Raw genomic sequence first — 13,137 nt, 5'->3', positions numbered from 1 at the left:
GCCGGCTGGGCAGGCTGAGCCGGCTGGGCAGGCTGAGCCGGCTGGGCAGGCTGAGCCGGCTGGGCAGGCTGGGCAGGCTGGGCCGCAGGATCAGCCAGGGACGCTGCCGGCGGTCCCGGGCACCGCCCGGGGGGTGGCACGCGCACCGCTGCGCGGCGTCGCGGCCGTGCCGGGCCAGGGTTCGGGTGCCGGGCGGGGGCCGGGGTCGCGACGCCGGCGTGGTTGGCCCGGTCTCGGACTGCTGCGGCCAGGCGGGCGTACGGGTGGCCGGGTGGGGGCGCACGGCTACCCGGGTCGCCGTGGCGCGCCCCGGTGGAGTCCGGTGGCGGTGGCGCTGATCGTCTTCGGCGTCTTCTTCGCCGGCTTCGGCTTCGAGCGGGTCACCGGGACGCCGATGACGCGCTGGCTGCCGGGCGCGGACCGGCACTCGGTCCGGGACCATCCGCCGATGGGTGCCAGCGACCCGGTCAGTCTGAACATCCCGGCGTTGAACCTGCAGGCCGCCGTGCACGATGTCGGCCTGAGCGAGGACGGCACGATCGAGGTGCCGGAGCTGAACCGGCACAACGAGGCCGGCTGGTACGTGGCGAGCCCGTCCCCGGGGGAGAACGGGCCGGCCGTCATCGTCGGCCACGTGGACACCCGTACCGGCCCGTCGGTGTTCCATCAGGCGGGCACGCTGCATCCGGGCGCGCAGATCCAGGTCCGGCGGATGGACGGGTCGGTGGCGGTGTTCGAGGTCACGTCGGTGGAGCAGTTCGACAAGTCGTCGTTGCCGGTGGACCGGGTGTACGCCGACTTCAGCCGCCCCGGGCTACGCCTGATCACCTGCGGCGGCCGGTGGGTCGGCGGGTCGACCGGGTACGCGGACAACGTGGTCGTGTTCGCCGCCCTGGTCGACGCCCAGGACGGCTGATCAGCCCATGATCGCGACGATCTTGCACTTATCGACGGACAATTTGGACAAAAGCTCTCGATAAGTGCAAGATCGTCGCGATCATGCCGTCAGGCGACGGCTTCGGACTCGGACAGGTCCAGCCAGTCCGCCCAGCGCGGGTCCGGTGCCCGGTGACCGAGGACCCGCCAGGCGTTGCCTTTCGGTGCGGCGGGTGCCGTCTGCAGGCGCCAACCGAGCTCGGCCGGGGTCCGGTCGCCCTTGGTGTGGTTGCACCGGGCGCAGGCGGCGACGACGTTCTCCCAGACGTGCCGGCCGCCCCGGCTGCGCGGAAACACGTGGTCGATGGTTTCCGCCGCGCCCCGGCAGTAGGCGCAGCGCCAGCCGTCGCGGGCGAAGATGGCCCGGCGGGACAGGCCGACGTGGGTACGGTAGGGCACCCGGACGTAGCGGGTCAGCCGCACCACCGACGGGACGGGCAGGCGGGTGCGGGCACTGTGCAGGATGCCCTCGCCATCGGCGACACACACCGCCTTCGCGGACAGCACCAGGATCGCGGCACGGCGGACAGAGACGACACACAGCGGCTCGTACGTGGCGTTGAGCACCAACGATCCGGAGCCCACCGTGGGTCGTATGTCAGGCATCCCGTTCACCCTCTCGGCTGTGTTCCCGCCCGCTCCCAGTGCCGACCACCACTCGTCCCGATCCGACCCTCGAACCGGTGCGTGCGCTGGCGAATCGCCAGCGCCCGTGCGCCAATAGTCCCCGATTGATGACCCGATTGCACGTACTATTCGGACCTGCTCCCTCAGGCGTTCGGCGGATGGTGAGCGGATGCCCCGTTCTGCCGGGTTCCACCGGACGGTGCGGGTCGGCCGTCGATCGGCGGGCACCGTGCGGTACTACATGACGGTGAACCTGAGCGTGGTGCCCTCGACGAGCCCCGAGCCGACAGAGAGCCCGGTCTGCCCGGGCGACGATCCGGTCTGCCACCAGGTCTTCGACTGGACCGGCCTGGCCTGGCTGGCCGACGGAAGCTTCTACCTGCTGGTCAAGCCGATCCGGATCGTGCTGATCGTCGTCGCGGCGGTGGTGATCCGCCATCTGCTGCACCGGGCCATCCGGCGGCTGGTGAACAGCACCTCGACGCTGACCGGGCCGACGATCCTGCGTCCGCTGCGGGAGCGGGTTCCGGCGGCCGGGAGCCCGGCGATGCCCGAACGCCGCCGCCAGCGCGCCGAGGCGATCGGATCGGTGTTGCGCAGCCTGGTCAGCGCAATGGTGTTCGCGCTCGCGGTGCTGCTGGTGCTCAGCGAGCTGAGCTTCAACCTGGCTCCGCTGCTGGCCAGCGCGGGCATTGCCGGCCTGGCCCTCGGCTTCGGCGCTCAGGCGTTGGTGAAGGACCTGATCGCCGGGCTGTTCATGCTTCTGGAGGACCAGTACGGGGTTGGCGACACGGTCGATCTGGGTGAGGCGACCGGCGTGGTCGAGGCCGTCGGCCTGCGGATCACCACCGTGCGCGACAGCAGAGGCGTGCTCTGGTACATCCGCAATGGGGAGATCATCCGGGTCGGCAACAAGAGCCAGGGTTGGGCGATGGTGGTGGTCGACATGCCGATCGGCTTCGCCGACGCCGAGCAGGCGACGGCGGTGCTACGTACGGCTGCGCTGACAGTGGCGGCGGACAACGAGTTCGCGAGCCATTTCGTCGAACCACCCGATGTGCTGGGCGTGGAGCAACTCACCGTGGACGGGGCGGTGATCCGTACGGTCGCGAAGACCACCGCCGAAGGCCAGTTCGCGGTCGGTCGGGAACTGCGCCGCCAACTGGCCGCCGCCCTGCAGACCTCGGGGATCTCGGCGCAGATCGCGGTCGGGCGGATGTTCGTCGCGCGTGGGTCGGCAGCCGGGCAGGAGGAAACCGGCCAGGGCGGGGCGACCTGATCCGGCCAGCCCATGGACCGGGTCCGATGGGCCGACAAGCAGGGACGATGCGCCAGATGGCGATCTGGTTGTCATCCGTTCGTTCAGTCAGGGTCCCGACAAAATAGCCGTTCACACTAGCCAGATCTCACCCGATCGGGCATGATCCGGGACGAGTGTCATCGGAGTGTCACCGCCACTTCGCTCAGCCGTACGTCCGGGACGTTCCCCGGCGGTGCCTGCCACGAGCGGGTCCGCCGAGAACGATGGAGGCGCCGTCCGTGTCCGACGAGACACACACCGCGGAGAATCCGGCCACCTTCCGCGAGGTGTTCGCCACGCGGGAGTTCCGTTTTCTCTTCGCCTCGATGTCGTTGTCCTGGATCGGCGACTACATCGCGAAGGCGGCGGTCACTGTCCTGGTCTACAGCGAGACCGAGTCCGTGGCGCTGTCGGCAGCCGCGTTCGCGATCAGTTTCCTGCCCTGGCTGGTCGGCGGCCCGTTGCTCAGTACGGTCGCCGAGCGGTACCCGTACCACCGGGTCATGATCACCACCGATCTCATCCGGATGGTGCTCATCGGTCTGGTCGCCCTGCCTGGGCTGCCCGTGTGGGCCATGCTCGCGCTGCTGTTCTGCGCCACCCTGGCCAGCCCGCCGAACCAGGCGGCCCGGTCCGCGCTGATGCCGACCGTGCTGACCGGCGACCGCCTGATCGTCGGTCTCTCGCTCAATGCGAGCACCGCTCAGCTGGTCCAGGTCGGCGGATACGTCGCCGGGGCGGCCATCGCCTCCGCCAACCCACGGGCGGCGCTGGTGGTCAACGCCGTCACCTTCGCCGCCTCGGCGCTGGCGATCCGGCTCGGAATCCAGCCCCGGCCCGCCGCGAGCGCGCCGGAGCGCCGTCAGCCACTGCTGCGGGAGACCGCAGACGGCTTCCGACTGGTCTGGCGCACCGACGTGCTGCGGGCGATCGCGATCCTGGTCTGTTCCGTCCCGCTGTTCGCGATCGTGCCGGAAGGGTTGGCCGCGGCCTGGGCCGACCAGCCGGGGATCTCGGACTCGGAGCGTGGCCTGGCCCAGGCGATGATCATGGCGGCGAGTCCGGCGGGCTACATCCTCGGCGGTCTGATCATCGGACGGTTCGTACGTCCTGACCGCCGTCGACGGCTGATCCGCCCGTTCGCGGTGCTCGCCCCGGTCGCGCTGGTCCCGACACTGTTCGACCCCAGCCCGCCGGTGGTGGCCGCGCTGGCGGGGCTCTGCGGCTTCGCGGTCGCCGGCCTGTTGCCGGTCGCCAACGGGTTGTTCGTCCGGGCGCTGCCGCACGGCTACCGGGCCCGGGCCTTCGGCGTTATCGCCACCGGGATGCAGCTGGGTCAGGGAGCCGCCGTCCTGATCACCGGGTTGCTCGCCGACCGGTTCGACATCCCGACGGTGGTGGGGATCTGGAGCCTGGCCGGGGCCGTGGTGGTCTCGCTGCTGGTGCTTCGCTGGCCCAGCGCCGAACGCTTCGACGTGGCGATCGCCGCGGTCGCCTCAGCCCCCGCCCCGGATTCCGCGGCCTCCTCCCCTGCCGCCGGCTCGGCGCCGTCGTCGTCGGCGCCCTCGCCCGGTGCCGGGCCCGCGGTGCCACCGGCCCGGGTGGGGCAACCTGCGCACGGGAGCGACCAGGCCGACACCGACGGTACGGGGCAACAGCCACCGAGCGAGGTTGGCCGGATCTGAGCTGCGGCAGATGAGCCGCAGGGCACCGGGCCCGGTCGGTCACCGCCCGGCTGGCAGGATGTAGTGGTGACAGCGTCAGATCCCGCCAACGGCACGACCGGCGCGACGCCGGCGGCCAGCGACCCCGCTGCGACGTTCTTCGCCGCGATCGGCGGCGAGCCCGCGTTCCGGCGCCTCGTCGACGAGTTCTACGCGGGCGTGGCCACCGATCCGGTCCTGCGGCCGATGTATCCCGAGGAGGATCTCGGACCCGCCGCGGACCGACTGACCCTGTTCCTGATGCAGTACTGGGGCGGTCCGGGGACCTACTCGGAGCAGCGCGGGCACCCCCGACTGCGAATGCGGCACGCTCCGTACCGAATCGGCGCGGCCGAGCGCGACGCATGGCTGGTGCACATGCGCCGCGCGGTCGACCGGCTCGACCTGCATCCCGAACTGGCCGGGCTGCTCTGGGACTACCTGGAGCGGGCCGCATACTTCATGGTCAACGAGATGGACCCGTCGGTCCCACCCGGGCGAAACCTGCCCGCCGGCTGATCGGGCCCGCCGGACGGTCGGGCCCGGCACTGCCGCCGGCGCGGTCCGGCTAGAGTAGGGCACCCTCGTCGTGCAGCCAGTCGACGAAGGTGGTTGCCACGACGGCTCCGGCGTCCAGCATCTCGACCAGCAGCGCGTCGTGGACCCCGGCGGCCAACGGCACCTGCATCTCGGCGTAGATCGGCAACTGGCCCCGATCGGTAGGGTCGCCGACGTATGCCTTGCAGAACCGTTGGGTGTGGTTCCACTCGTTGACCACCCGGTAGGCGCGGTCGGCCCAGTCCGGCGGGACGGTCGGGTGGGGGCGGGTCCGCACCACCAGGATCTCGTCGTCCGGGCCCTCCAGGGTGAACAACACGGCGTGTCGTTCCCACATCGCCAACAAGCTGCCGTCGCCGTCGGCGAGATACCGGATGTCCAGCCGATCCAGCGCCTCGCCGATCCGGCGCAGGTTCACCGGCGTGGGCTGCGGGGCGAGTTCCTTGCCCCCGGCTGCGACGCCCCCGGCGGCGACGGGCGACGGGACCGGGCACGGCAGCCCGGCTGATCTGGCCGGCCCGAAGTCGGCCGGTGCCCGGGGCGGCTGCTCCGGCGCTCGGGGCGCCGGTAGCCCCAACCGGACGCTGCTATCTACTACCGACCTGCTTCGGGTATCCGGCTCACCGGCATCTACGTGACCGGAGCGCCACGACCACCACGGCATTTCGCGCACCTCACTCCCCAGCGGATCCGAGCGCCTACATTGCGTTGGATCCGAGGCACGACGGTACCCGGATAGCTGTGCCGAGACACCCCCCCACCGACCTCCCTGAACCAGAGGGACTAGCAGCCATCATCCGTTCGGATGAACGATCATCGGCGATAGGGCTAAAGTGTTAACTCTTTGTATCCAAGCAACCCCGAACGGGGCCTCAAGCGCTACCCAACTTCCTACTATCCTGACCCGAACCACTGCCGATCCTGACGCGTTGCCGAGAAACCCCATCCGTACCACCGCCTGCACCATGGCCTGTCGGACCTCGATCCGCCGCGCCGGCCCGTCGTCGGCCGTCACCACGATCGCGACGTGGTCGAGCAGGGCGTCTCGAAGCGCGCGCTGACCCACCGCCCGACCGCCTACGCCCTGGGTTTCGGCGGCCCGCAACGTGCCCGCCGCCGCCGCCGCGACCCGCCGCAGGTCGTCGACCGGCACCGATTCCACAGTCCGGGCCGGGCCCGAAGGCAGTGCCCACCGCCAATTACCGTCCCGGCCCGCCGGCATACCCGGATCGCCGGCGGCGAGACAGCCGAGCAACTCGGCGGCGGACACGGTGACATCGCCCGGCCCCGGCCCGGCGACGGTCCGCTGCACCAGCACCGACCAGGGCAGTCGCGCCCAGAGCTCGGTCCGACCGGAGTCAGCCGAGCGCAGCCGCACGACGGCGGCGCTGTCCAGTCGGGTCAACCGGGCCAGGAACGCCCCGGCGTCGGCGAGTCCACCGAGACCGTGGTGGTCCGCCGGCCCCCCGGCCACGGATGAACGTCCGCTCATCACGCACCGGTGGTGTCGGCCGGTCGCACGTACGGCTGCAGGAAGGCCCGCTCGGCGTCGGTCAGCCGCCGGGGGCGACCCCGACTCAGGTCGAACGGCACCAGGACGGAACAGGCCCGGCTGACCAACTGGTCGCCGTCGAACATCTCGTACGCCACCGTGAACCGCGACGGCCGGACCTGCTCGATCCACAGCTCGATCCGCACGCTCGGTGCCTGCTCGGCGCTGGCCCGACCCAGCCGGTAGTCCACCGGCCGCAGATAGTCGATCTCGTGGCGGTGGATGAGCACCCCGTCGGCGAACGAGGAGACACCCCAGGCGTGCCCGCCGGAGAACATCAACGCCACCCGCGCCTCCTCGTAGAGGGTGAGGAAGCGGGAGTTGTTGAGGTGCCCGTACGCGTCGAGGTCGGACCAGCGCAGCGCGGCGTGGAACGTGTACCGCTGGCCGCCACCGAGCGATTCGGTGGCGGCCGGCGCAGGACCAGCCAGCGCAGGACCAGCCTGCACCGAATCAGTCACGGGTCAGCTTGCGGTAGGTCACCCGATGCGGCCGAGCCGCCTCGGCGCCCATCCGGTCGATCTTGTTCTTCTCGTACGACTCGAAGTTGCCTTCGAACCAGAACCACCTGGCCGGGTCGGTGTCGTCGCCTTCCCAGGCCAGGATGTGCGTCGCCACCCGGTCCAGGAACATCCGGTCGTGCGAGATGACCACCGCGCACCCGGGGAACTCCAGCAGGGCGTTCTCCAGGCTGGACAGCGTCTCCACGTCCAAGTCGTTGGTGGGCTCGTCGAGCAGGATGACGTTGCCGCCGATCTTCAGGGTGAGCGCCAGGTTGAGCCGGTTGCGTTCACCGCCGGAGAGCACCTTGGTCGGCTTCTGCTGGTCCGGACCCTTGAAGCCGAACGCGGCCACGTACGCCCGCGACGGCATCTCGACCTTGCCCACCATCAGGTGGTCCAGGCCGTCGGAGACGACCTCCCACACCGTCTTGCTGCTGTCCAGCCCGGAGCGGTTCTGATCGACGTAGGACAGCTGTACGGTCTCGCCGACCCGGACCTGGCCGCTGTCCGGCTGCTCCAGCCCGACGATCGTCTTGAACAACGTGGTCTTGCCGACGCCGTTCGGACCGATGATGCCGACGATGCCGTTGCGCGGCAGCGAGAAGCTCAGATCGTCGATCAGGATCCGGTCGCCGAAGCCCTTCTTCAGCCCCACCGCCTCGATGACGGTGTTGCCCAGCCGCGGCCCCGGCGGGATCTGGATCTCCTCGAAGTCCAACTTGCGGGTCTTCTCCGCCTCGCTGGCCATCTCCTCGTAGCGGTCGAGCCGCGCCTTGGACTTGGTCTGGCGGGCCTTCGCGTTGGAGCGCACCCACTCCAGCTCCTCGGTGAGCCGCTTCTTCATCTTGGCGTCGCGGCGGCCCTCGACCGCCAGCCGAGCGGCCTTCTTCTCCAGGTACGTGGAGTAGTTGCCCTCGTAGCCGACGGCCCGGCCGCGGTCGAGTTCCAGGATCCAGCCGGCCACGTTGTCCAGGAAGTACCGGTCGTGGGTGATCGCGATCACGGTGCCGGCGTACTTGGCGAGGTGCTGTTCCAACCAACTGACGCTCTCGGCGTCCAGGTGGTTGGTGGGCTCGTCGAGCAGCAGCAGATCCGGCGCTTCGAGCAGCAGCTTGCACAGCGCGACCCGGCGTCGCTCGCCACCGGACAGCTGGGTCACGTCGGCGTCCGGCGGCGGACAACGCAGCGCGTCCATCGCCAGGTCGAGCTTGGAGTCGATGTCCCATGCGTCGGAGTGGTCCAGCTCCTCCTGCAGCCGGCCCATCTCGTCCATCAGCTCGTCGGAGTAGTCCGTCGCCATCTGCTCGGCGATCTTGTTGAACCGTTCGAGCTTGGCCTTGGTCTCGGCGACGGCCTCCTCGATGTTGCCGAGGACGGTCTTGGCGTCGTTGAGTGGCGGCTCCTGCGACAGCATGCCGACGGTGTAGCCGGGCATCAGCCTGGCCTCGCCGTTACTCGGGCGGTCCAGTCCTGCCATGATCTTGAGCAGGCTGGACTTACCGGCACCGTTCGGGCCGACCACACCGATCTTGGCGCCGGGCAGGAAGCTGAGCGTCACGTTGTCCAGCACGACCTTGTCGCCGTGCGCCTTACGCGCCCTCTCCAGGACGTAGATGTACTGGGCCACGGTGCGGCCTACCTCCAGAACTCTCGTGGAACCCGCTGCCTACCGGCGTCGCGTGGACCTCGATGGTCCCGCCCACGCCCGTGCAGCGGGCACGCTGGGCTACGGTTCGTACGCCGTCGTCAATCCTGACAGGTCCGGGGCCCCGACCGCACCTCACCCCACCGCGGAACCCGCCGCGGACGACGCCGAATTCGCCGACCGCGTCGCGCCCGATGGTTTCGGTGTGCTGATCAGCGGGGCATCAAGAGGGGGACGGGGGTTCACCCGCCTGGCTCGCACAGTACGCTCATGGCGGTCCCGTAATCACCGGAGGTGTACGGAACGTGACGGTTCGGAGCTCTTTCGTTGTGGTCGCCAACCGCCTGCCGGTGGATGAGGTGACCACGCCCGAGGGTCGCCAGTGGCGACGCAGCCCGGGCGGTCTGGTGACCGCGCTGCACCCGGTACTCGCTCAGCACAAGGGCACCTGGGTCGGCTGGGCCGGCGGTGCCGGCGCCGCCCCGGAGCCCTTCGACCTGGAGGGAATCCGGCTGCACCCGGTGCCGCTGAGCGCCGAGGAACTAGAACGCTACTACGAGGGCCAGTCGAACGCCACCATCTGGCCGCTGTACCACGACGCGGTCGAGACCCCCGCCTTCAAACGTCGCTGGCGCGAGGCCTACCGGGTGGTCAACGCCCGGTTCGCCGAGGCGGCGGCGGAGGTCGCCGACGAGGGCGCCACCGTCTGGGTGCAGGACTACCAGCTGCAGCTGGTGCCGTCGATGCTCCGGGAGATCCGTCCGGATCTGCGGATCGGGTTCTTCCTGCACATCCCGTTCCCGCCGATCGAGCTGTTCATGCAGATGCCGCAGCGGGCGGAGATCCTGCGCGGGCTGCTCGGCGCCGACCTGGTCGGGTTCCAGCAGCGACTGGCCGCGCAGAACTTCGTCCGGCTGGCCCGCCACCTGCTGGGGCTGCGCTACGAGGGCCAGATGATTCAGGTCGACGGCCGTAAGGTCAAGGCCGGGGCGTTCCCGATCTCGATCGACGTGCCCGAGATGGAGCGGATGACCCACGATCCCGCCGTGGAGGCGCGGGCCAAGCAGATCCGCGCCGAGCTCGGCGACCCGGAGACCGTCATCCTCGGCGTGGACCGACTGGACTACACCAAGGGGATCGAACTCAGGCTGAAGGCCTTCCGTGAACTTCTTGCTGACGGAAAGCTGACAGTCCCCGAGGCGGTTATGGTGCAGGTCGCCACGCCGAGCCGCGAGCGTGTCGAGCACTACCAGGCACTTCGGGTCAAGGTTGAGCGCGAAGTTGGTCGGATTAATGGCGAATTCGGCCGGGTAGGTGTGCCTGCGGTGCACTACCTCCACCAGTCGTACAGTCGCAGTGAACTCGCCGCGCTCTACCGCGCGGCCGATGTGATGATGGTGACACCACTGCGAGACGGAATGAACCTGGTGGCCAAGGAGTACGTCGCAGCCCGCGCGGACACCGGCGGGGCCCTCGTACTCAGCGAGTTCGCCGGTGCCGCCACGGAGCTGCGTCAAGCGTTTCTGTGCAACCCGCACGACCCGGACGGAGTCAAGGACGCGTTGCTGCGGGCGGTACATGTCGACAGCTCCGAGTCCCGGCGGCGAATGCGGATCATGCAACGCCACCTGCGGACCCATGATGTCGGCCACTGGGCCCGCTCCTTCCTCACAGAACTCGGTGTGCCCGAGACGGAGGAATGAATGAGAACGTCCGTCCTTGACGGGGACGTACGCGCGGTCGCGGATCGGATCGATCCCGAGCTGCGCGCGGCGATCGGGCGGATCGCCCGGATGCCGATACTTCTGGTGGCCTGTGACTACGACGGCACCCTCGCACCGATCGTCGAGGATCCGACCAAGGCCGTGCCGCTGCCGGAATCGGTGGCGGCGGTACGCGCCCTCGCCGCGCTGCCGCAGACCACCGTCGCGGTGGTCTCCAGCCGGGCACTGCGCGACCTGGCCGCGCTCTCCCGGCTGCCCAGCGAGGTCCACCTGGTCGGCAGTCACGGATCCGAGTTCGACATCGGTTTCGTCGAGCGGCTGGCCCCCGAGCAGTTGCAGGTGCACTCGCAACTCAAGCGGGAGCTGCGGCAACTGATCAAGGAGCAGCCCGGTGCCCGGCTGGAGGTCAAGCCGGCCAGCGTCGCGGTACACACCCGAGGTGCCGACCCGCAGGTCGCCGCAGCGGTCGTCGAAGCGGTTCGAGCCGGTCCGGCGAGCTGGCCAGACGTCACCGTGACCCAGGGCAAGGAGGTCATCGAGCTGTCGGTGGTCGCCACCGACAAGGGCACCGCCCTGGATCAGATCCGCACCCAGACATCGGCCAGCGGGGTGCTCTTCATCGGTGACTCGGTCACCGACGAGAGCGCCTTCGCCAACTTGCACGGCCCCGACGTCGGCATCAAGATCGGCGACGGTGAGACCCGGGCCGACTTCCGGGTGGCCGAGCCGATCGACGCCGCCCGGGTGCTCGGCGTACTGCTGGAGACCCGGCGAAACTGGCTCTACGGCGAGCACGCCGTGCCCATCGAGCGGCACTCGATGCTCGCCAACGGGCGCACCATCGCGCTACTCACCCCCGACGCCAAGGTCACCTGGCTCTGTCACCCCAAGCCGGACTCGTCGGCGATCTTCGCCGACCTGCTCGGCGGTGCCCCGGCCGGGCATTTCACCGTCGCACCGGCCCGTGGTGGGCTGCCACTCGGCCAGCGCTACCGGCCCGGCACGATGACCGTGGAGACCCGCTGGTCCGGGCTGACCGTCACCGACTGGCTCGACTGCCCGCCCGCCGACCCGGCCGCCGGCGACACCGTGGTGCCGGAAGCCGACTCCACCCTGGTCCGGGTGCTCACCGGCACCGGGCAGGCCCAGCTGGAGTTCGCCCCCCGGCCGGAGTTCGGTCAGGTCGCCGTCCAGCTCCAGCCGCTCGGCGACGGACTGCTGGTGCTCGGATCCAACGAACCAGTCGCCCTCTACTCCCCGGGCGTGGAATGGAAGGTCGTCGACGACGGCGGCCGGGAAACCGCCCGCGCGCTGGTCGACCTGGCCACGCTCGGCGGTGCACTCACCATGGAGCTGCGCTTCGGCTCGCACAGCCTGGAGCACCACAGCGACCCCGTGACACAGCGCCAGTCCGTCGCCGAGCAACCCTGGCGGGACTGGGTACGCGAGCTGCGGCTGCCCAACACCGGCCGGGAGCTCGTCGCCCGCAGCGCGCTGACCCTACGCGGACTGTGCCACGAGGCGACCGGATCGATTCTCGCCGCCGCCACCACCTCGCTGCCGGAGGAGCTGGGCGGGGTCCGCAACTGGGACTACCGCTACTGCTGGCTGCGTGACGCGGCGATGAGCGCCCGCGCGCTGGTCGACCTCGGCTCGCTGACCGAGGCGGAGGCGTTCCTGCGCTGGGTGGACGGCTGCGTCGAACGCACCGGCGGCCACCCGGAGCGGCTGCACCCGCTGTACACCGTGGAGGGCTTCGAGCTCGGTGCCGAGGCGGTCATCGACACCCTGCCCGGTTATGCCGGCTCCCGCCCGGTCCGGGTCGGCAACCTCGCCAACCACCAGCTGCAGCTCGACGTGTTCGGGCCGATCGCGGATCTGCTCGCGGTGGTCGCCGACGCCCGCGGCTCGGTCCGCGACGACGAGTGGCGGGTGCTGGAGGCGATGGTGCAGGCGGTGGAGCGCCGCTGGCACGAGCCGGACCACGGGCTGTGGGAGGCCCGGCTGGCCCCCCGGCACCACGTGTTCTCCAAGGTGATGTGCTGGATGACCGTCGACCGGGCGCTGAGAATGGTGGGCAGCCACGGCGGCGGCGAGCGGCCGGAGTGGGTCGAACTGCGCGACCGGATCGGCCGCAACGTCCTGGAGTACGGCTGGCACGACAAGGCCGGCGCGTACACGGTCGCCTACGGTGACGAGGATATGGACGCCTCGTCGCTGTGGATCGGGCTCTCCGGGCTGCTGCCCGACGACGACCCGCGGTTCCTCGCCACCGTCCTCAAGGTCGAGGCCGACCTGCGCAGCGGTCCGGTGGTCTACCGCTACCGGTGGGACGACGGGCTGCCGGGCCGGGAGGGCGGATTCCACATCTGCACCGCCTGGCTGATCGAGGCGTACCTGCGCACCGGCCGGCGCGGTGACGCCGAGGAACTGTTCGAGCAGATGATCGACACGGCCGGACCCACCGGGCTGCTGCCGGAGCAGTACGACCCGATGGCCGAGCGTGGGCTGGGCAACCATCCCCAGGCGTACAGCCATCTCGGTTTGATCCGGTGCGCACTGCTGCTGGACGACATGCTCACCCGCTGA

The 13,137-nt window shown here is 70.2% G+C and carries 12 protein-coding genes; 6 read left to right on the top strand and 6 right to left on the bottom strand.

The window, feature by feature from the left end; all coding sequences use genetic code 11:
• A partial coding sequence (locus ACFHVL_RS19370) for a hypothetical protein (protein WP_416629576.1) occupies positions 1 to 283 on the bottom strand: 283 nt, incomplete at its 3' end.
• Here ACFHVL_RS19370 and ACFHVL_RS19365 point away from each other — a divergent pair.
• Entirely contained in the window at positions 272 to 916 is a 645-nt protein-coding gene (locus ACFHVL_RS19365; protein WP_416629575.1) for a class F sortase, read from the top strand. The genes ACFHVL_RS19370 and ACFHVL_RS19365 overlap by 12 nt on opposite strands.
• Before the next feature lie 89 nt (positions 917 to 1,005).
• Here ACFHVL_RS19365 and ACFHVL_RS19360 read toward each other — a convergent pair whose 3' ends face one another.
• The gene (locus tag ACFHVL_RS19360; RefSeq protein ID WP_416629574.1) at positions 1,006 to 1,542 is read right to left on the bottom strand and encodes an HNH endonuclease; all 537 of its coding nucleotides are present in this window, start codon (positions 1,540 to 1,542) and stop codon (positions 1,006 to 1,008) included.
• A gap of 262 nt (positions 1,543 to 1,804) precedes the next feature.
• Here ACFHVL_RS19360 and ACFHVL_RS19355 point away from each other — a divergent pair, with 262 nt between their 5' ends.
• The 3 genes from ACFHVL_RS19355 to ACFHVL_RS19345 all read left to right on the top strand — a co-directional run bounded on the left by ACFHVL_RS19355 (position 1,805) and on the right by ACFHVL_RS19345 (position 5,085).
• Positions 1,805 to 2,842: a mechanosensitive ion channel family protein gene (locus ACFHVL_RS19355; protein WP_416629588.1), complete on the top strand. Its 1,038-nt coding sequence runs from the start codon at positions 1,805 to 1,807 to the stop codon at positions 2,840 to 2,842.
• A gap of 245 nt (positions 2,843 to 3,087) precedes the next feature.
• Positions 3,088 to 4,548 (top strand): MFS transporter, encoded by a 1,461-nt coding sequence (locus ACFHVL_RS19350; protein WP_416629573.1) that lies wholly within the window; start codon positions 3,088 to 3,090, stop codon positions 4,546 to 4,548.
• Between the two features lie 63 nt (positions 4,549 to 4,611).
• Positions 4,612 to 5,085, top strand: coding sequence for a globin (locus ACFHVL_RS19345; protein WP_416629572.1), 474 nt, complete (start codon positions 4,612 to 4,614; stop codon positions 5,083 to 5,085).
• Positions 5,086 to 5,134: 49 nt separating this feature from the next.
• Here ACFHVL_RS19345 and ACFHVL_RS19340 read toward each other — a convergent pair whose 3' ends face one another.
• From ACFHVL_RS19340 to ettA, 4 genes are all read right to left on the bottom strand, one after another.
• Positions 5,135 to 5,788: a YbjN domain-containing protein gene (locus tag ACFHVL_RS19340; protein ID WP_416629570.1), complete on the bottom strand. Its 654-nt coding sequence runs from the start codon at positions 5,786 to 5,788 to the stop codon at positions 5,135 to 5,137.
• A gap of 129 nt (positions 5,789 to 5,917) precedes the next feature.
• Entirely contained in the window at positions 5,918 to 6,616 is a 699-nt protein-coding gene (locus ACFHVL_RS19335) for a hypothetical protein (protein ID WP_416629569.1), read from the bottom strand.
• The gene (locus ACFHVL_RS19330) at positions 6,616 to 7,038 is read right to left on the bottom strand and encodes an acyl-CoA thioesterase (RefSeq protein WP_416629587.1); all 423 of its coding nucleotides are present in this window, start codon (positions 7,036 to 7,038) and stop codon (positions 6,616 to 6,618) included. Before ACFHVL_RS19330 ends, ACFHVL_RS19335 begins: the two co-directional genes overlap by 1 nt.
• 91 nt (positions 7,039 to 7,129) lie before the next feature.
• Positions 7,130 to 8,806 (bottom strand): energy-dependent translational throttle protein EttA, encoded by a 1,677-nt coding sequence (gene ettA, locus ACFHVL_RS19325; protein ID WP_416629567.1) that lies wholly within the window; start codon positions 8,804 to 8,806, stop codon positions 7,130 to 7,132.
• A gap of 323 nt (positions 8,807 to 9,129) precedes the next feature.
• Between ettA and ACFHVL_RS19320 the strand changes: the two genes are divergently transcribed.
• Entirely contained in the window at positions 9,130 to 10,527 is a 1,398-nt protein-coding gene (locus ACFHVL_RS19320; protein ID WP_416629566.1) for an alpha,alpha-trehalose-phosphate synthase (UDP-forming), read from the top strand.
• Complete coding sequence (otsB, locus tag ACFHVL_RS19315; RefSeq protein WP_416629565.1) at positions 10,528 to 13,137, top strand: trehalose-phosphatase; 2,610 nt, start codon at positions 10,528 to 10,530, stop codon at positions 13,135 to 13,137.

The organism is Micromonospora sp. LOL_023 (assembly GCF_048060115.1).
Classification (GTDB): Bacteria; Actinomycetota; Actinomycetes; order Mycobacteriales; family Micromonosporaceae; genus Micromonospora_E.
This window is presented reverse-complemented; position numbering and strand designations above follow the sequence as displayed.

Bases quoted from the DNA above. Each gene is read 5' to 3' on its own strand.
- ACFHVL_RS19360 (WP_416629574.1), bottom strand. From the start codon at position 1,542: ATGCCTGACATACGACCCACGGTGGGCTCCGGATCGTTGGTGCTCAAC.
- ACFHVL_RS19355 (WP_416629588.1), top strand. From the start codon at position 1,805: ATGACGGTGAACCTGAGCGTGGTGCCCTCGACGAGCCCCGAGCCGACA.
- ACFHVL_RS19340 (WP_416629570.1), bottom strand. From the start codon at position 5,788: ATGCCGTGGTGGTCGTGGCGCTCCGGTCACGTAGATGCCGGTGAGCCG.
- ACFHVL_RS19335 (WP_416629569.1), bottom strand. From the start codon at position 6,616: ATGAGCGGACGTTCATCCGTGGCCGGGGGGCCGGCGGACCACCACGGT.
- otsB (WP_416629565.1), top strand. From the start codon at position 10,528: ATGAGAACGTCCGTCCTTGACGGGGACGTACGCGCGGTCGCGGATCGG.
- ACFHVL_RS19350 (WP_416629573.1), top strand. From the start codon at position 3,088: ATGGAGGCGCCGTCCGTGTCCGACGAGACACACACCGCGGAGAATCCG.